This window comes from Candidatus Neomarinimicrobiota bacterium, assembly GCA_021734025.1.
In the GTDB taxonomy this organism is placed as follows: Bacteria; Fidelibacterota; JAANXI01; order JAANXI01; family JAANXI01; genus JAANXI01.
In genome coordinates, this window is the sequence record JAIPJS010000002.1 from 217,947 (window position 1) to 234,601 (window position 16,655).

Annotated in this window: 17 protein-coding genes; 4 read left to right on the plus strand and 13 right to left on the minus strand. The window is 49.8% G+C overall.

The window, feature by feature from the left end; translation table 11 throughout:
* Positions 1 to 35 precede the first annotated feature (35 nt).
* Positions 36 to 422 carry a DUF4186 domain-containing protein gene (locus K9N57_03165; GenBank protein ID MCF7803168.1) on the minus strand — a complete coding sequence of 129 codons (387 nt, stop codon included), beginning with the start codon at positions 420 to 422 and terminating at the stop codon, positions 36 to 38.
* A 124-nt stretch (positions 423 to 546) separates the two neighbouring features.
* Between K9N57_03165 and K9N57_03170 the strand changes: the two genes are divergently transcribed.
* Positions 547 to 2,976, plus strand: coding sequence for a patatin-like phospholipase family protein (locus K9N57_03170; protein ID MCF7803169.1), 2,430 nt, complete (start codon positions 547 to 549; stop codon positions 2,974 to 2,976).
* A 58-nt stretch (positions 2,977 to 3,034) separates the two neighbouring features.
* Here the strand turns inward: K9N57_03170 and msrA are convergent, their stop codons facing one another.
* On the minus strand, positions 3,035 to 3,583 hold the full coding sequence (gene msrA / locus K9N57_03175) for a peptide-methionine (S)-S-oxide reductase MsrA (GenBank protein MCF7803170.1): 549 nt from the start codon (positions 3,581 to 3,583) through the stop codon (positions 3,035 to 3,037).
* Positions 3,584 to 3,804: 221 nt separating this feature from the next.
* On the opposite strand from msrA, the gene K9N57_03180 reads away from it, so the two are divergent.
* The 3 genes from K9N57_03180 to K9N57_03190 all read left to right on the plus strand — a co-directional run bounded on the left by K9N57_03180 (position 3,805) and on the right by K9N57_03190 (position 6,355).
* On the plus strand, positions 3,805 to 4,755 hold the full coding sequence (locus tag K9N57_03180; GenBank protein MCF7803171.1) for a hypothetical protein: 951 nt from the start codon (positions 3,805 to 3,807) through the stop codon (positions 4,753 to 4,755).
* Positions 4,756 to 4,995: 240 nt separating this feature from the next.
* Entirely contained in the window at positions 4,996 to 5,229 is a 234-nt protein-coding gene (locus K9N57_03185) for a KH domain-containing protein (GenBank protein MCF7803172.1), read from the plus strand.
* A 289-nt stretch (positions 5,230 to 5,518) separates the two neighbouring features.
* Complete coding sequence (locus K9N57_03190; protein ID MCF7803173.1) at positions 5,519 to 6,355, plus strand: DNA-3-methyladenine glycosylase 2 family protein; 837 nt, start codon at positions 5,519 to 5,521, stop codon at positions 6,353 to 6,355.
* Between the two features lie 69 nt (positions 6,356 to 6,424).
* On the opposite strand, the gene frr is transcribed toward K9N57_03190, so the two are convergent.
* From frr to mutL, 11 genes are all read right to left on the minus strand, one after another.
* A complete protein-coding gene (gene frr / locus K9N57_03195) occupies positions 6,425 to 6,979 on the minus strand; it encodes a ribosome recycling factor (GenBank protein ID MCF7803174.1) in 555 nt (184 codons plus the stop codon).
* A gap of 4 nt (positions 6,980 to 6,983) precedes the next feature.
* Positions 6,984 to 7,703, minus strand: coding sequence for a UMP kinase (gene pyrH / locus K9N57_03200; protein ID MCF7803175.1), 720 nt, complete (start codon positions 7,701 to 7,703; stop codon positions 6,984 to 6,986).
* Between the two features lie 63 nt (positions 7,704 to 7,766).
* Positions 7,767 to 8,375, minus strand: a complete 609-nt coding sequence (gene tsf, locus K9N57_03205) for a translation elongation factor Ts (GenBank protein ID MCF7803176.1) — start codon at positions 8,373 to 8,375, stop codon at positions 7,767 to 7,769.
* Positions 8,376 to 8,432: 57 nt separating this feature from the next.
* A complete protein-coding gene (rpsB, locus tag K9N57_03210; protein ID MCF7803177.1) occupies positions 8,433 to 9,359 on the minus strand; it encodes a 30S ribosomal protein S2 in 927 nt (308 codons plus the stop codon).
* A 54-nt stretch (positions 9,360 to 9,413) separates the two neighbouring features.
* On the minus strand, positions 9,414 to 9,806 hold the full coding sequence (rpsI, locus tag K9N57_03215) for a 30S ribosomal protein S9 (protein ID MCF7803178.1): 393 nt from the start codon (positions 9,804 to 9,806) through the stop codon (positions 9,414 to 9,416).
* A gap of 25 nt (positions 9,807 to 9,831) precedes the next feature.
* The gene (gene rplM, locus K9N57_03220; GenBank protein ID MCF7803179.1) at positions 9,832 to 10,260 is read right to left on the minus strand and encodes a 50S ribosomal protein L13; all 429 of its coding nucleotides are present in this window, start codon (positions 10,258 to 10,260) and stop codon (positions 9,832 to 9,834) included.
* 103 nt (positions 10,261 to 10,363) lie between these two features.
* Complete coding sequence (locus tag K9N57_03225; GenBank protein MCF7803180.1) at positions 10,364 to 11,662, minus strand: dihydroorotase; 1,299 nt, start codon at positions 11,660 to 11,662, stop codon at positions 10,364 to 10,366.
* Positions 11,655 to 12,602 (minus strand): aspartate carbamoyltransferase catalytic subunit, encoded by a 948-nt coding sequence (locus K9N57_03230; protein MCF7803181.1) that lies wholly within the window; start codon positions 12,600 to 12,602, stop codon positions 11,655 to 11,657. The genes K9N57_03225 and K9N57_03230 overlap by 8 nt, the downstream gene beginning before the upstream one ends.
* Positions 12,599 to 13,153, minus strand: coding sequence for a bifunctional pyr operon transcriptional regulator/uracil phosphoribosyltransferase PyrR (pyrR, locus tag K9N57_03235; protein MCF7803182.1), 555 nt, complete (start codon positions 13,151 to 13,153; stop codon positions 12,599 to 12,601). Before pyrR ends, K9N57_03230 begins: the two co-directional genes overlap by 4 nt.
* A 462-nt stretch (positions 13,154 to 13,615) precedes the next feature.
* On the minus strand, positions 13,616 to 14,569 hold the full coding sequence (gene miaA, locus K9N57_03240; protein MCF7803183.1) for a tRNA (adenosine(37)-N6)-dimethylallyltransferase MiaA: 954 nt from the start codon (positions 14,567 to 14,569) through the stop codon (positions 13,616 to 13,618).
* Positions 14,570 to 14,792: 223 nt separating this feature from the next.
* On the minus strand, positions 14,793 to 16,622 hold the full coding sequence (mutL, locus tag K9N57_03245) for a DNA mismatch repair endonuclease MutL (protein MCF7803184.1): 1,830 nt from the start codon (positions 16,620 to 16,622) through the stop codon (positions 14,793 to 14,795).
* Between the last annotated feature and the right edge of the window lie 33 nt (positions 16,623 to 16,655).

Genomic DNA, 16,655 nt, shown 5'->3' on the forward strand with positions numbered 1-16,655 from the left:
TCGTTTGATTGTATGGATAATGGACAGGCTGGCGTTTACCTGTTGCGTTCCAACCAGATCCGGATCATCGTCAAAATATAGCCAATCTCTTCGGAATTTAACCGATGTCCCCTCTCAATTCCATGCCATTTTTCCAGGCATCCCCGGCAGCAAGTGGCGGTGGCGTGCTGCGCAATGAAAACCGGATGGTTTTTCATTGGCGTCTGCTTTCCGTCCTTCGACGGATTAGCCGGAGCAACCCTATTCTCGATAAATTCGGCGGCGTGTTTCATAATGGTGTTCATCTTTTTCTTCCGAAGATAGTCCCGTTCCGGCCCCTTGAGTTTGAATCGTCGCCTGAATGGAGATTGATTCAGCCGCTCCAAAACGTCGTTGACCTGTTGGGTTCGTTTATCTTTGGTGATCTCCGTAAAATCAGTCATACTCTGATTAGTATATAATCCTGTCCAGTAGGATTCAACCCCGATCACCCATCAATTACTGTACTCCCGTGGATTCATTCGTATATTTATTTGGTAATCATGAATTCTGTCCCGGCATACCTGTATGAAGTCTAAAGCACATCCGTTCATTACTGGGATACTCCTTATAATTATTCTTTTCGCTGGTTTTCCCATAGAAAGCCAAGGCACTCCCAGGCCGAAGGTTGGTCTTGCGTTGTCCGGCGGTGGCGCCATGGGGCTGGCACATATTGGAGTGCTCCACACGTTGGATTCACTGGATATCCCGGTCGACTATATTGCCGGAACCAGCATGGGCGGTATTGTCGGAGCGCTGTATTCAGCGGGATATTCCGCGCGAGAAATAGATTCTCTTGCACAAGCCACCGAATGGACAACCCTGTTCCGGGATATCCCGTCACAGCAGGCAATGCCGTACTATCTCAAGCAGGAACAGCGCAGTTATCAGATGAATATTGAGATGCGCAATTTTCAACCGGTTAGGACCGGCCTGATCCGCGGACAAAATATCCGGATGCTTTTTACTCGGTTGACGGCGCCGTATCTCACCACCAGAGATTTCAGTGAATTGCCTATTCCGTTTGCCTGTACCGCCGTCGATCTCCGATCCGGAGAGGTAGTCATCCTGGACAAGGGTTCCCTGCCGACGGCCATGCGTGCAACCATGTCGATCCCCTCCGTTTTTACGCCAGTACCTCTCGATTCGATGCTCCTCATAGACGGAGGGCTCCTGAATAACCTGCCCACGGATGTTGTCCGAAGCATGGGAGCAGACATCGTCATTGCCTCCGGGGTGCGGAATCCGTCTTCAGATACCGAAAATATTCGGAGTATATTCGATGTGGTCTCCCAGTCGTTCCACATTGCCAGAAACACCCAAATTGATGAAAAAGCCAGGCAGGCGGATATCTTTATTGATACCAGGCTCCCAAAGGCATCTGCTGCGGATTTTTCCGCGGAAAAGATAGAAGAGATCATTGCAATGGGATATAAATCTGCGCGGAACCGCACTGATTCGTTTCGCAAGTTAAAGACGAATTATAACCTGGATAAGACACCACAAATGTCTCAACCGGATTCGGTTAACTTCCGAATCGATACGGTCAGTACGCACGGACATCTTACGCCACTCCCGCCGGAAATCCATGCAAAGATTCACACAATTCAGGGAGGGTTGTATACCGAATCGTTCATTCAATCACTGAAGGAAGAGGTCCGGAGCCATCCCCGGATTCAGGAAATTCGGTATACAGCAACGAAAACAGGTGCTCTCACTGTGCATCTTCAGTTTTATATCACAAAAACCGAGCAGCCAGTGATCGAACAAATCACTATCCACGGCAACCAACAGGTTTCGGCAGAGTTTATCCGAAACGGTCTCACGTTGCATCCTGGCGACCGGTACGATCCCGAGACTTTACACAATCGTATCAATTATCTTTATAGCCTGGGATATTTTACCAATATCGGATACGATCTGTCCGTGGCGGGAGACAATGCTATTGACATTAACATCTTTGTGGATGAGCATTCCTTTCAGACGCTGCGGTTAAGCGTCCAGTACAATAATTATTACAATCTTGTACCGATCGCAAAGTTTGAGTGGGATAACATTGGACTCAGCGGTCTGCGGCTGGAGAGTCTGTTCCATGTCATGGGATACACCCGTGCTGAGACTGAACTTTCGTATCATCCCCAGGAAGTCCGGTATTCAGTTTTTCCGTTCCTGAAATTCTACTACACAGATTACTCCAAGAGTATTTACAACGGGCTCGGGCAGCGGCTATCAACATTCAGGGAGCGAAATGTGGGATTTACTCTTGGGGCAGGACTGGAATTTCGCGACAATATCTATACCCGGATTGGAATGAGTGTTGAGGATTTGCGCATTAATCCGGCGCTTCAACTGCAGCTGCCCGATTTAACGCTTACACCAAGGACTCATATCCCACTCAATTCGTTGCGGGTTACAGGAAAGTTTGACTTTTTAGACAGCAAACTTGCCCCGACGCGTGGAGCGATGCTAGAAGCAGATTTTGAACTGAGTGACCGGGATATCCTCGGCTCCACAGCTAGCTATGCCCGACTGGTCACCTCACTGGACTACTACCGATCCTTTGGGGATCACCATATCTCCCACCTGGAATTTTTTCATGGTCAGGGATTTGGCTCCCTGCCCCTTCAAAAATATCTGTACCGCGGTGGTCCTGTATCATTTATCGGGGTTCAGTATGAGCAATTACTTGTAAAAAGACTGACATTTCTCCGGGGAGATTATTCCTATCGACTCCGGAAAAACCTGCTCCTGAAGTTAATCGGGAATTACGCCTTCGATTACCAGCATCTTGCCCATGGCTCTCAAACCAAAACATCGGCACTTGGGTTTGGATTCGCGCTCCAATACAACTCATTTCTCGGGCCGGCCGTTTTAACAATAGCGAATGGTCCTGAGAGCGTCTCAAGAGACACAGGAAGACAATCTGTCGCCTATATTACCGTAGGGTACCGGTTCTAATTCTCAGGGAAAACCTGGTGTTTTCCACGAGAAGGTGAGACCTGTTCAGCTCCCGTTACTATTCCAGTTTTGATTTAAACTGTTTCCGGAATTTCGACATTTTAGGCGCAATAACAACCTGGCAATATCCGGCATTCGGATTTTTCTCGTAATACTCCTGGTGATAATCTTCCGCACGATAAAATGCCTCAAATTCCTCGACTTCCGTCACAACGGGATCGTTCCAGATGCCCTCCGACTCGATTTCCTCAATAATCGATTCCGCCGTCGCTTTCTGCTTTTCGGTATGGTATAGTATAATCGAGCGATATTGTGTTCCCACGTCAGCACCCTGACGGTTTTTCGTGGTCGGGTTGTGAATATTGAAAAAGATCTCTAATAGTTCCCGGTACGAAATTTCCGAGGGATCATACGGAATATTCACAACCTCGGCGTGGCCGGTATTTCCAGTGCAGACTTGCTGGTAGGTTGGCTCTTCAACGGAACCGCCGGCATAGCCAACAACGACATCTCCAACACCTTCCAATTCCTGGAAAACCGGTTCCAGACACCAAAAACATCCCCCGCCCAGTGTTGCAACTGCTTCCGAATTTGACTCAGTATTCATATCTTGCCCCATCGTATTAAAGGTCAACAATAAAATCCCAATAAAGAGAATAACACTTCTATTTTTCATGGTTCCCCCTGGTCAATTAGTCAGGAGTATTTAATCCGTATCCTCAGGGAAATGTTCCAACTTCGGGCTTTCCGATGGAGAGCCCTCCTCACGCAGGGTCAGAAATATATCCAGAACTTTACAAGAATCCAACGACGCTCTAATTTATCTATATGATTGACGGTGTTCGAAAATTCATCCTTTCCGGAATCGCCCTTGTAGCCGCCGGATTCCTGATTCTCGGAATCTGGACTGCGTGGTTGCATCTGGCGGATCCCATGACGCAACTTCACCGCGAATATGGAGACGTTTCGGCGGTTACCGACTCGATGTACACTGTACAATTCCCTTCAGAAAATAGAATTTACCGGGATATTACCTTAGAATCGTCAGGCATGCCCATCCGGATTACAGTCAGTTCACCGGAGACTTCTTCTGGTCGTCTACCAGTATTAATTATTCTGGGAGGACTTGAGATTGGCCGGGCAAGCCTCCGGTATATTGAGGAGCCGGGCAACAATATTCTAATCAGCTATGAATACCCGTATAGTCCGGAATACTGGTACGAAAATCCAGGCATCACTGAGCTATCGGATATCCGTCAGGCGGTACTGGAAATTCCGGCTCAGGTGTCAACCCTGATCCAATGGACGTCCTCTCAGTCCTGGGCTGATGCAAGCAGAATGAGTGTGCTCGGCTACAGTTTTGGAGCGCTGTTTCTTCCGTCGTCACTCCGGTATACCCAGGAGTCCGGTTTGACAATCCCGTATTCCGTGCTAGCCTATGGTGGCGCGGATATATATTCGTTGCTCTACGCGAATATGAAGAAGGTTCCCGAACCTGCACGATCAATGGGAGCATGGATACTCTCTTCCGTCATCTATCCTGTTGAACCGGCTGAACATATTCCTCACCTGGCAGGTTCGTTTTTTGTTATCAACGGGACCCAGGATGATAAAATCCCGGAATCATCCTGGCGCCAGTTGCAGCAACATCTCCCTGAGCCAAAAACAATTCACAATATTAACCGGGCACATATGCATCCCAACAAGCCGGAGTTGACACGGTATTTAGTTCAACAGAGCCGGGAGTGGCTGTTAGACAAAGGTGCGATCAATCGGTAAACTTGATGTCCTGCAGAGTCTATCTATCATTGAAATTGTTTCGGATTAATCCAAAAGCTGGTATCCAAAGTGTCTGATGCCAACGTAATCTTACTGTTGCATTTTTATCACGAAGCATTGATATTTTAAGAAACAGACGGGTATAGAAGCACTAAGGTATTGACGTGATGTCCAGATTGTGGCGAAACTATAACGGATCGGTGACGTGAACAGAGATTAACTCACAACGGAGGCCTACTCATGAAGGATTTTGTTGAGTATCTAGCAAAGCACCTGGTGGACAGCCCGGACGAAGTGGAAGTAAAAGAAATTGAGAGCGACCGCACTGTCATTTATGAAGTATCGGTGGCAGACGATGATATGGGGAAAATTATCGGTAAAAACGGTCAGACAGTGAATGCTATTCGCACGCTTCTTACGGCTGCCTCGGCCAAAAAAGGCGGTAAGCGGGCGATGTTAGAGCTAAACGATTAACTAAACATCTCTGATCCCGGGACAATCTGCTTTTGCCCCGGATTCGCCTACATTTTGTCGAATGTGCTCAATAGGGATATCCCTGATGAGTGAATGTTAATAACTCTATAACTTCGTCAGGGACCATCGTTTTACCAAACATGGGTTAAGTAATCTGCTCCAGTAATACCCCGCGTGTTAAACCTACAAAACACCTCCCTGCGAACATAAAGTGCAGAATGTTCGATATCTCATTTCATCATATGGTCGTCCTTTTGGGCGATGAATCGAATCTGTATATTTACCGGCCATGAATTTTGATACCTTTCCTTTAGAAGCACCGTTTAATCTGAAATTAACGCTTGAAAGCGGACAGTTTTTTCAGTGGCGTCCATACACAAACGGATTTTTAATTCAGCACCGGAAACACTTCTTCTATATTGAGCAGGAAAAACATTTCTTGCGTTTCGCGTCAATACTTGATGAGGTTCATCCCGAATTAATCCGGGATCTGTTCCGGTTGAACGATGATCTGCAGGGCATCTATAATCAGTGGGACGATCCGATACTGAATACAGCCAGAGAGGCTTACAGAGGTTTGCGCCTCATGCGCCAGGATCCATGGGAGTGCACGTTGAGTTTCCTCTGTTCCATGGCATCGAACATTCCCCGGATTACAGGGAACCTGCGCACGCTTAGTGAGCGATTCGGAACTGTACAAGACACTGAGCACGGTGTGTCATACCGATTGCCTTCTCCGCAGGAACTGGCACAGGCGTCCCTGGACGAATTGTACGAATCCGGCGTAGGTTTTCGGGCCAAATACCTGTACCGAATTTCACGTGAAATCCAAGCCGGATTTTCTCTCAATGCGTTGCAGGATATAGCTTACCCTGAAGCAAAGACACAATTAATGACACTCCACGGCATAGGTGAGAAAGTAGCGGATTGTATACTCCTGTTTTCTTTGAACTTCCTTGAGGCATTTCCGGTAGACACGTGGATTACAAAAATATTGAAACAGTACTACTTTCCCGGCAGGAAGAGTTCACCATATAAATTGGCAGCGCTTGCCCGGGCACATTTCGGCGAGTACGCCGGATATGCTCAACAATACCTGTTTCATTACGCCCGGCATATGCTGTAATATCCCTGCAAACAAAAAAGCCACTCTTCCGGGAAGAGTGGCTTCTATTTTTCCGAAAACGATTCCGGGTTATTCCTGGATCTCGCTCTCTTTATGCTTCAAATGCTCATCTATCTTCTTAATATGTTCATCAGTGTAGGTTTGGATGGTCTCCAGCGCGCGACGGGCATTATCTTCGGAGATTTCGTGTTCCTTCTCTAGTTCCTTAACGGTCTCATTCGCATCCCGGCGGATGTTCCGGATGGCGATTCTTCCCTCTTCCGCCAGTTTATGGACATATCTGGTCAATTCCTCCCGTCGTTCCTTAGTCAGCTCAGGGATGGGTAGCCGGATGACCGTCCCGTCATTCTGCGGATTCAGTCCCAGATCAGATTCCAGGATAGCCCGTTCCACATCGGGGATAATATTCTTTTCGTACGGCTGAATTACGAGCAAGCGTGGTTCTGGAGCCGAAAGTTGAGCCAATTGGTTCAACGGAGTTTTCGAACCGTAGTAATCCACCTTAACCCCGTCCAGTATTGCCGTTGACGCCCGGCCGGTCCGAACAGTCATCAAATCATGGCGGGTTTTCTCCACCGCTTTGCCCATTCGCTCTTCAACATCTTTATAAATTTCTTCAATCATGGCTTCACCCCGTAACTTGAGTTCCGATTTTCTCTCCGAGCACCACTCGTTTCAGGTTATGCTCTTCCGTCATGTTAAATACAACGATGGGTAAATCATTGTCCATAGACAGGGTCACTGCGGTAAAATCCATCACTTCCAGACCCTTGTCCACCACATCAAGATAGGTCACTTCATCGAATTTTTTGGCTTCCGCAAATTTTACCGGATCTTTATCATAGACGCCATCAACTTTGGTGCCCTTCAAAATCACCTCCGCCTCCACTTCTATAGCACGAAGGACGGCGGTTGTATCTGTGGTAAAATAGGGATTTCCTGTACCACCACCAAAGATTACTACGCGGTGTTTTTCCAGGTGCCGAATGGCACGCCGACGGATAAACGGTTCAGCAATCTCTTCCATTTTAATGGCGGTTAATACCCGGGTTTCCAGGTTCACTTTTTCCAGTGCATCCTGAAGCGCCAGTGCATTGATCACGGTCGCCAACATACCCATATAATCGGCGGATACTCTGTCAAATCCAGCTTTGCTCGCGGCGAGCCCCCTGAATATGTTGCCGCCTCCGATGACAATGCCGACCTGAGCCCCTAAACGCGAGACTTCAGCTACCTGTTTTGCGATACTTTGGACAACATCGGAATTAATCCCGAATCCCTGATCACCGGCCAGTGCTTCACCACTGAGTTTCAACAGGATACGCTTATACGCTGGGGTGTTATTCATACAGTGTCAGACTCCTAAATTGTTGGAGCCTCGTCAAATAAAGTGTGAAGTAAGACGAAGGGGCTATTCTGAGTCGGAATTTTCCCCGAGTTCGTATCGGACGAAGCGATTCACTTCAATGTTTTCTCCGAGGGTGGCAACCGCCTCGGTAATCAGTTCCTCGATGGTCATATCGTTATCTTTAACGAACGGCTGTTCCAGCAGCACCACTTCACTGTAAAACTTGTCAATCCGGCCGTCAACGATTTTATCTATAATGTGTTCCGGCTTGCCTTCGTCAATCGCCTGCTCCCGGTACAGTTTTCTCTCTTTTTCGATGAGTTCCTCAGAGACATTGTCGCGAGTGACGGCCGCCGGAGTCATTGCCGCAATCTGCATGGCAATATCGTTCGCCAGGTCCTGGAATTCATCGGTTTTGGCAACAAAGTCGGTTTCACAATTAATTTCCAGGAGCACGCCAATCCGGCCTCCGGGATGGATATAGGAACTAATGAGTCCCTCATTGGCTTCCCGGCTGGCCTTCTTTTCTGCCTTGGCAATTCCCTGCTTCCGAAGCGCTTCAATAGCTGCGTCCATATCGCCGTCTGCTTCCTGCAGCGCCCGCTTACAATCCATCATACCTGCCCCGGTTTTGTCCCGGAGTGCTTTTACTTCCTGTGCAGAAATCGCCATCGTAAAACTTGTCTCCTCTGTTACCTGAATCTCAGTAAATTACATTCAAAAAGTTAATCAATCGCTGGCTGGCTTCTCGTCTTCGTCATCTCCGGAATCCTCTTCCTCAACGGCTTCCGGCTCCTCAGCAGCTTCCGGCTCATCACCGGCTTCGAGTTCTTTTTCAACTTCCTCAGCCTCAACCGTTACTACTTCTTCCTCAGATGTTTCCTCCTCTTCGGAAGTGACATAATCGGACTTTTCAAGCAAATCGGCGTCGGCCAGCACCTTCGTTGCGGCCAGGTTGTCGCCCGCTTCGGCGCTCTTACCCCGGGCCTCCAGCACCGCGTTGGAGATCTGGCGTGTAATCAGAGCGATCGTCCGGATGGAATCATCATTGCCCGGAATAGGATAATCGACGATTTCCGGATCGGCGTTGGTATCTACCAGCGCAACCACCGGTATATCCAGACGGTGCGCCTCCGCAACGGCAATGTCTTCCAGCTCTGTATCCACAACAAAGAGCATTTCAGGATAGCGCTTCATATCTTTGATACCGCTATGGAGCGTCTCCAGCTTTTCACGCTCCCGCTCCAGCTCCAGCACTTCCTTTTTCGTCAGATTCTCATAGAGTCCGCTGGTGCTGTCTTTTTCCAACTGCTTCAACCGACGAATGGATCGCTTAATTGTGGAGAAATTAGTGAGCGTACCGCCCAACCAACGCTCGACGACATAAAACATGCCGCACCGGCTGGCCTCTTCCCGGAGGATATCCTTCGCCTGTTTCTTGGTACCGACAAACAGAATATCACCACCATCCTTGACAATAGATCGGACCCGTTCCAGGGCCGATTCTAATCCTTCGATGGTCTTTTTCAAATCAATGATGTGGATCCCGTTTTTTTCCATGAAGATGTACGGCTTCATTTTGGGATTCCACTTGCTTGTCAGATGCCCAAAGTGCGTACCTGCACCAATTAAGGCTTCTAGATTGACTTCTGTCATGCATAACTCCTTATTTGCATATCATTTCCCCCGTAATTCCAACGAAAATAACGATTAACGTTTCGAGAACTGGAATGCCTTCCGTGCGCCGGCAAGACCTGGTTTTTTCCGTTCTTTGACCCGGGGATCCCGCGTCAGGAAACCTGCTTTTTTCAGCTGCGGACGAAAATCTTCATTGACCTTTTCCAGCGATCGGGCAATGCCAAGGCGAATTGCGCCGGCCTGCCCGGAAAGGCCTCCACCATTCACGTTCACCTTCACGTCATAGGAGCCCTCGACTTCGCACAGTTCAATGGGTTGATTCACCAGCATCTTGAGCGTTTCCCGCCCAAAATAGTCGTCGATGGGTCGATTGTTCACGGTAATATTCCCATTTCCGTTCAGCAGGCGGACGCGTGCGACTGATGTCTTTCGACGCCCCGTTGCTGTGTAGACAATCTTTGGCATAAATTTCCTCAGTTCTCTCGTTTATTTATAATTCTAGTGCTTCAGGTTGCTGCGCTGTGTGCGGATGTTCTTCCCCGGCATAGACGCGGAGTTTCTTCAACTGCTCCGAAGCCAACTTATTCGAAGGCAACATCCCTTTTACTGCTCTGGTAATCACCTGCTCGGGATGTCTCTCCATCATCTCTGCGATCGCAGTATGCTTTTCACTTCCGGGATACCCGCTGTGGGAGAAGTAGGTTTTATACTCGCTTTTTCGTCCCGACAGCCGAATTTTATCCGCATTGATGACAACGACATGATCGCCGCAATCAATATGTGGCGCAAAGGTCGGTTTGTGTTTTCCACGGAGAATTTGGGCAATCTCGCTTGCCAGCCGCCCAAGGATTATACCCGTGGCATCGACCACGTACCACTTCCGTTCAATTTCACTCGCTTTTGGACTATATGTTTTCACCGCACAGCTCCCTTATATGTTGAGCTATTCCTGAATTTTAACAAAGCAGGAAAATTTAGAGTTCAACGCAACGCAATTCAAGCAGTTTTTACATTCTAGCCATTTACTCCGACGTAATCAGCTGAGACCGATGTATCACCGCCTTAACCCGGCCCTCCAATTGCGATCCATAAAACGGTGAATTCGCCGACCGGCTATGTACATGCTCCCGTCTGAACACCCATTCTTCTTCCGGGTTTAAGATCGTCAAATTCGCGGAATTATCTAAGGTATAAAAATCCAGAGGCAATTGCATTACCTGTCGCGGAGAAACCACTAATCGTTCCAGGACTGTTTGAAGGTCGGTGATTTTGCTGTCCACCAATGCCTTAACTACCACCCCAAGCGCAGATTCCAGCCCGATCATTCCGGGTGGCGCCAGATCGAATGTCTGCTCCTTTTCTTCGATGGCATGCGGCGCATGATCCGTGGCAATCGCATCAATGGTGCCATCTGCCACACCCTTTCGCAGCGCATCCACATCTTTTCGGGACCGCAACGGTGGATTCACCTTTGTGCTGGTATCAAACGTCCGCACGGCTTCGTCCGTGAGCATAAGATGATGCGGTGTAACCTCAGCAGTGACTTTTACACCGCGCTCCTTCGCCGCGCGGATTAATTCCACCGCGCCGGCAGTGCTCACGTGCTGAATGTGAAGCCTGGCGCCGACATATTCCGCAATCTGAATGTCCCGATACACCATCGTAGTCTCCGAAATAGCAGGTGCCCCGGGTAACCCGAGCGCGGTGGAGACTTTACTTTCATGCATCAGACCGTCAGCTTTCAAAGAGAGATCTTCCGCGTGTTGAATCACCGGCTTGTCTACAATTTTTGCATATTCCAGCGCTTTTCGCATTACCTGACCGGTGGCGATCGGTGCGCCGTCATCACTAAAGCCCACGGCGCCCGCTGCGGCAATTTCACCGTACTCCGTCAGTTCCTTGCCCTTCCGCCCCTTGGTCGCCGCGGCCACCGGATAAATTTCGGCCAACAACTCTTCCTGTCGTTGACGGATAAACCGGACGCTCTCCTGCGTATCGATAGGCGGCTCGGTGTTGGGCATGCAGCAGACCGTTGTAAAACCGCCAGCCACTGCCGCTTCGGTTCCGGATTTCAACGTCTCTTTATTCTCCTGGCCCGGCTCACGAAAATGAACGTGAATATCGGTAAACCCCGGCGAAATAATCCGGTCCGAACAATCCATTACCTCCATACCGTCCGATACCTCAATGGATTTCTCCATACCCTTCAGTATACCATTTTCGAGCAGTAAATCTCTCTTCTCAATTTTGCTGCTGTTCGGTAAATAGACCTGACCATCCTTAAGTAACAATTTTCCTGTGAGTTGTTTCGTGTTAAGCATTGGCGCCTCCTTTTGCCTCTTGTCCGCCGAGCAGCAGGTATAACAGTGACATACGCACCGCCACGCCGTTCAGCACCTGGTGCAGAATAATAGAATGCTCGCTGTCCGCTACGTCGCTATCGATTTCCACACCCCGGTTCAGCGGCCCCGGATGCATAATTGTCAACTCCTTGTCCAGTCCGGACAGCCGCTCCCGGGTGATACCATAGAGCGCCCGGTATTCCCTCAGAGATGGAATTAGGGCAGTCTGCATCCGCTCCTTCTGAATCCGGAGCACGTTAATTACGTCCATCTCAGGCAGAATTTCATCCAGATGGTAGGAGACGTTCACGCCCAGCTCCTCAATAAATGGCGGAATAAACGTCGGTGGCCCGCAGACCGTCACTTCCGCTCCCATAGTACGCAGCCCGTAGATATTGGAGAGCGCAACCCGGCTGTGAGCAATATCGCCGATGATGGCGATCTTCAATCCGTCGATGTGCCCGAATTCCTCTTTGATGGACATCATATCCAGCAACGCCTGGGTCGGATGTTCGTGCGTGCCATCGCCAGCATTTATCACCACCGCGTCCACATATTGAGAAAGCTGGTATGCCGCACCAGGTGTATTGTGCCTGATAATCGCCAGGTCTATTTTCATGGCTTCGATGTTCTGAATCGTGTCCCGGAGCGTCTCGCCTTTCGACAGACTGCTGGCACTTGCGGAGAAGTTAAGAGTATCCGCACTCAGCCGTTTTTCCGCCAGTTCAAAGGAAAGCCTGGTTCTTGTAGAGGGTTCAAAAAACAGGTTCACCAGTGTTTTGCCTTGAAGAGTCGGCACCTTCTTCACCGGACGATCCAGGACCTCGCGAAAACTGAATGCTGTTTCCAGAACCCGTTCGATGTCCGACTTCGGCGTAAATTCCAGTCCGAGCATGTGCTTCTGGGAGAGTGCGCTCATTCCTCGTCCTCCTTCTCATAGAGATAAACACCGTCTTCTTCGTCCATCTCCTTGAGGTGTACTCTGACCTGTTCATCTTCGGAAGTCGGGATATTTTTGCCGACATAATCCGGCCGGATGGGCAGCTCCCGGTGTCCGCGGTCGACAAGCACCGCCAGCTGAATGCTGCCGGGCCGACCGTAATCCATAATAGCGTCCATTGCGGCGCGTATTGTCCGTCCGGTATACAGCACATCGTCCACTAAGATGATGTCAATATCTTCCAAATCGAACGGTATCTCCGTGGACATCACCGAGGGCTGGCTCAGTTTAGTGCGGAAATCGTCCCGGTAGAAAGTGATATCCAGGAATCCGATGGGGATATCGATCCCCTCCACCTGCTTGATCGTCTCAGCAAGTCTCTTCGCCAGATGGTCTCCCCGATCCCGGATGCCGATGATCCGAACGGTATCCATGTTCTCCACATTTTCCAGGATTTCGTGGGCCAGGCGGGTCAGCGTCCGGCTGATTCCCTGGGCGTTAATCAGTTCAGCCTTGGGTTTTTTGGTCATATCCACCTCATATGCTTGAGTTTACGGTGTTCCCCGGGGACTGGAGGATATAAAAAAAGCCTCTCCCTACTTTCGGGAAAGGCTAAGCGATCAGAGATCCTTTCTGATTCGGTGCGTCGAATTGTCGTGGATAGTCGCTCGCAGGTACGGCTGTTGCTCACAGTCCCTTTCCTTCTCTCTGGACAGGATTAAAGGGTTTCATATTCGGTGAAAAATATACAAAGTATTTTGCCGGATTCCACCGATATTTTTGAACAACAGTATTAAAGTGTTCGCGTGTTCAGGTGTTCAAGTCAAGAGCGTGTTACTGTGTTATGGTGTTATAGTTAAAACCGTCTTAAGCCGGGAGTCGTCAGTCCTCACTATCCGCCCAAATCCCTTTGACGATCCAGTTTCAAGTATCGAGTTTCCAGTTGCCATTATTCCAAAATAATTATCAATTCTTAATCTGGGGTTATCCGCCTAATCTGCGTCATCTGCGTGCCAATCTTTTTTCAGTAAATAGTCGGTAATCGCCCCAACCGCCTCATCCTGTGGATCGTATTCATCTAAATCAAACCATGTCACCTCGTGCTGATTCCGGAACCAGGTCATCTGCCGCTTGGCATACCGGCGGGAGTTCTTCTGGATTTCCGAAACTGCCTCCTCCATGGATATTTCATCCCGGAGATATTCGATGATTTCCTGGTATCCGACAGTCTGAAGCGCATTCTCCTCACCGGTGTAGCCCTTTTCCAGGATCTCCATGACTTCTTCCACTAACCCATCCTCAATCATCATCTCCACCCGACGGTTAATTCTCTCGTATAACTGCTTACGCGGCCTCTTAAGCCCAATAAACCTGTACGGATGCCCAAGACCTCCATGATCTTCGTTAAAATGCGCTGACGGCCGCCTGCCGGTGACTTCATAGATTTCCAGCGCTCTAATGATTCGTTTGTTATTGTTGGGGTGGATTGTCTCTGCGTAATCAGGATCTATCTTTTTGAGCCGTTCATACAGAGCTTCATCATTTTTTTCTGCTTCCTCCTGCAAACGCTCACGGATTTCGTCATCTCTGGACGGCGTATCAAAAATCCCCTCAATCAGTGCCTTGATGTAAAAGCCGGCACCGCCGACGACAAACGGTGTGTGATTTCGCTCGAAAATCCCGTCAATCAAAAGCTCCGCATCTTCGGCGAACTGTCCTGCGGTGTACGTCTCATCCAAATCAATTACGTCCACCAGATGATGCGGAACTGCCTCCAGTTCCTCCTTACCTGGCTTCGCCGTGCCGATATCCAGATGCCTATACACCTGCCGCGAATCAGCAGAGATGATCTCGCCGTCAAATTTTTGCGCTAACGGGATACTGATCGATGTCTTCCCAACCGCTGTCGGGCCTACCAGGATGGGGACGAAGTTGAGATTACTCATGCAGTATTAGAGTATTCAAGTGTTCGGGTGTTCATGTAAAAAAGTTTTTTTGTGTTATTGTGTTAATGTGTTATTGTGTTTCAGTTACAAGCGTCATGAGTCTTGAGTCCTTAGTCCAGTGTCTTGAGTTTCGGGGCTCCCTTTTTTTACGCAATACGCAGTACGCAATACTTTTTCCCAATACCTTTATACCCTTATACCCTTATACCTCCCTCCCCCGCCGTCACGTCGGCCGTTCAAACCGCTTATGCAGCTCCTTCAGCGAGAGGTTCACGATCACCGGCCGGCCATGGGGACAGTGATACGGATGTTCGCACTGAAAAAGCCGATGGATGAGAGTACGCATCTCTTCCTCCGTCAATACGTCGCCGGCCTTGATGGCTGCCTTGCAGGAATACGACGCCGCCAGTTTGTAATGGGTCGGATTATCCTTGTCCCGTCGCTCCTTATATTCGTCGATGATTTCGCGGATGAGTTTGGCTTCGTCGCCACCGCGCATATCGCTTGGGGTAGCGTTGAGGACAACGGTATTCTTCCCGAACTCCTTCATCTCAAAGCCGATCTTCTCCAGGTGCGGCAGCAGCTCCAGCATCAGGTCAAAGTCATCAGCCGAGAATTCTATCACCTGCGGAAACAGCAGTTGCTGGCTGGAGATGTTTTGCTTCTCGAACGACTCCATCGCCTCCTCGAACAGGATCCGTTCGTGAGCTGCGTGCTGATCCAGGATCACCAATCCGGATTTGATCTGGGACATGATGTACAGCTTATGTACTTGCCAGACTTGCTCAGCGATGTCCTCCTCCCGGGGCTGTTCTCGCCGGGCGAACCGATTCACCCGCTCAACAAGACCGGTTCGCGCTCCTTCGGAAGATTCCGGGCGCTGCATCTGAGATGGCTCCGGTGCCTTATACTGCGGTGATTGTGGCCGCTCTGGTGCCGGGGATTGCGGGCTGTATTTCGGATCCTCCAGCGGGCGTATGGTGTCTGTCCAGTCCTGCTGCGGTGCGGTATCTTTCCCGTCATCTTCGTCGTCATCGACACCTCTTTGAAACTGTCCCGCCATATGCAGCACATCCTGAAAGCTCCGTTCCACAACATTCCGGAGATAGTTAAATAGCTGCCACTGGTCCTTGAACTTCACTTCCATCTTGGCGGGATGCACGTTTACGTCAAATTCCTTGGGATCGAGTTGGAGATTCAGGACAAAAAACGGGTACTCGCCACGCTGAATCAGGTGCCGGTATCCCTTGTAAATCGCCGAACTCATCAGGCTGTCGGAGATGTATCTGTGATTCAGGAACAGGTACTGTTCGCCACGGGACTTCCGCACCATATCCAGGTTGCCGATGTAACCAAAGATGCCAATGCCCCTGTACTCCTCGTCAATCTCAATGATATTTTTTGGGTATCCCTTGCCAAAGATGCTGCCGATACGCTCCTTCAGGCTCGCCGGCGGGAGACTTAGGTTCTCCCGATCGTTGTGGTAAAGTTCGAACCGGATGTCCGGATAGCCCAACGCGAACCGTTTCATAGTCTCGCTGATGTGACGGAACTCTGTCCGCTTCCCCTTGAGAAATTTCCGGCGCGCCGGCGTGTTGAAGAAGAGATCCTTCACCGCGATCTGGGTGCCGCGATTCATGGCTGTCGGCGTCACATCCTGGATCTCCCCGCCGTGGATTTTAATCTCATGCCCCACCTCCGCGTCGGGCGTCTGGCTTTTGGCCTCCACCCGGGCCACCGCCGCGATGCTCGCCAATGCCTCACCCCGAAATCCCAGCGTATTAATGGCCTCCAGGTCCGATTCCTCCCGAATCTTCGAGGTGGCGTGCCGCTCGAACGCCAGCACCAGATCGTCTCGGTCCATCCCCTGCCCGTCGTCGATGACCTGTATCAACTTCTTCCCGCCTTCCTCCACGTGTACCGTAATATTCTCTGCACCGGAATCGATGGAATTCTCCACCAGTTCCTTCAGCGCCGAAGCCGGCCGCTGCACCACCTCGCCGGCGGCAATTTTATTGGCTATGCTGTCTGATAGTACCTGAATGCTTGACATCAGTTATTCTATAATTCTCCGGTTATTTCAATT

Excerpts from the sequence above, each read along its gene's own strand:
- K9N57_03165 (MCF7803168.1), bottom strand. The coding sequence starts at position 422 with ATGACTGATTTTACGGAGATCACCAAAGATAAACGAACCCAACAGGTC.
- K9N57_03170 (MCF7803169.1), top strand. The coding sequence starts at position 547 with ATGAAGTCTAAAGCACATCCGTTCATTACTGGGATACTCCTTATAATT.
- msrA (MCF7803170.1), bottom strand. The coding sequence starts at position 3,583 with ATGAATACTGAGTCAAATTCGGAAGCAGTTGCAACACTGGGCGGGGGA.
- K9N57_03180 (MCF7803171.1), top strand. The coding sequence starts at position 3,805 with ATGATTGACGGTGTTCGAAAATTCATCCTTTCCGGAATCGCCCTTGTA.
- K9N57_03185 (MCF7803172.1), top strand. The coding sequence starts at position 4,996 with ATGAAGGATTTTGTTGAGTATCTAGCAAAGCACCTGGTGGACAGCCCG.
- K9N57_03190 (MCF7803173.1), top strand. The coding sequence starts at position 5,519 with ATGAATTTTGATACCTTTCCTTTAGAAGCACCGTTTAATCTGAAATTA.
- frr (MCF7803174.1), bottom strand. The coding sequence starts at position 6,979 with ATGATTGAAGAAATTTATAAAGATGTTGAAGAGCGAATGGGCAAAGCG.
- pyrH (MCF7803175.1), bottom strand. The coding sequence starts at position 7,703 with ATGAATAACACCCCAGCGTATAAGCGTATCCTGTTGAAACTCAGTGGT.
- tsf (MCF7803176.1), bottom strand. The coding sequence starts at position 8,375 with ATGGCGATTTCTGCACAGGAAGTAAAAGCACTCCGGGACAAAACCGGG.
- rpsB (MCF7803177.1), bottom strand. The coding sequence starts at position 9,359 with ATGACAGAAGTCAATCTAGAAGCCTTAATTGGTGCAGGTACGCACTTT.
- rpsI (MCF7803178.1), bottom strand. The coding sequence starts at position 9,806 with ATGCCAAAGATTGTCTACACAGCAACGGGGCGTCGAAAGACATCAGTC.
- K9N57_03225 (MCF7803180.1), bottom strand. The coding sequence starts at position 11,662 with ATGCTTAACACGAAACAACTCACAGGAAAATTGTTACTTAAGGATGGT.
- K9N57_03230 (MCF7803181.1), bottom strand. The coding sequence starts at position 12,602 with ATGAGCGCACTCTCCCAGAAGCACATGCTCGGACTGGAATTTACGCCG.
- pyrR (MCF7803182.1), bottom strand. The coding sequence starts at position 13,153 with ATGACCAAAAAACCCAAGGCTGAACTGATTAACGCCCAGGGAATCAGC.
- miaA (MCF7803183.1), bottom strand. The coding sequence starts at position 14,569 with ATGAGTAATCTCAACTTCGTCCCCATCCTGGTAGGCCCGACAGCGGTT.
- mutL (MCF7803184.1), bottom strand. The coding sequence starts at position 16,622 with ATGTCAAGCATTCAGGTACTATCAGACAGCATAGCCAATAAAATTGCC.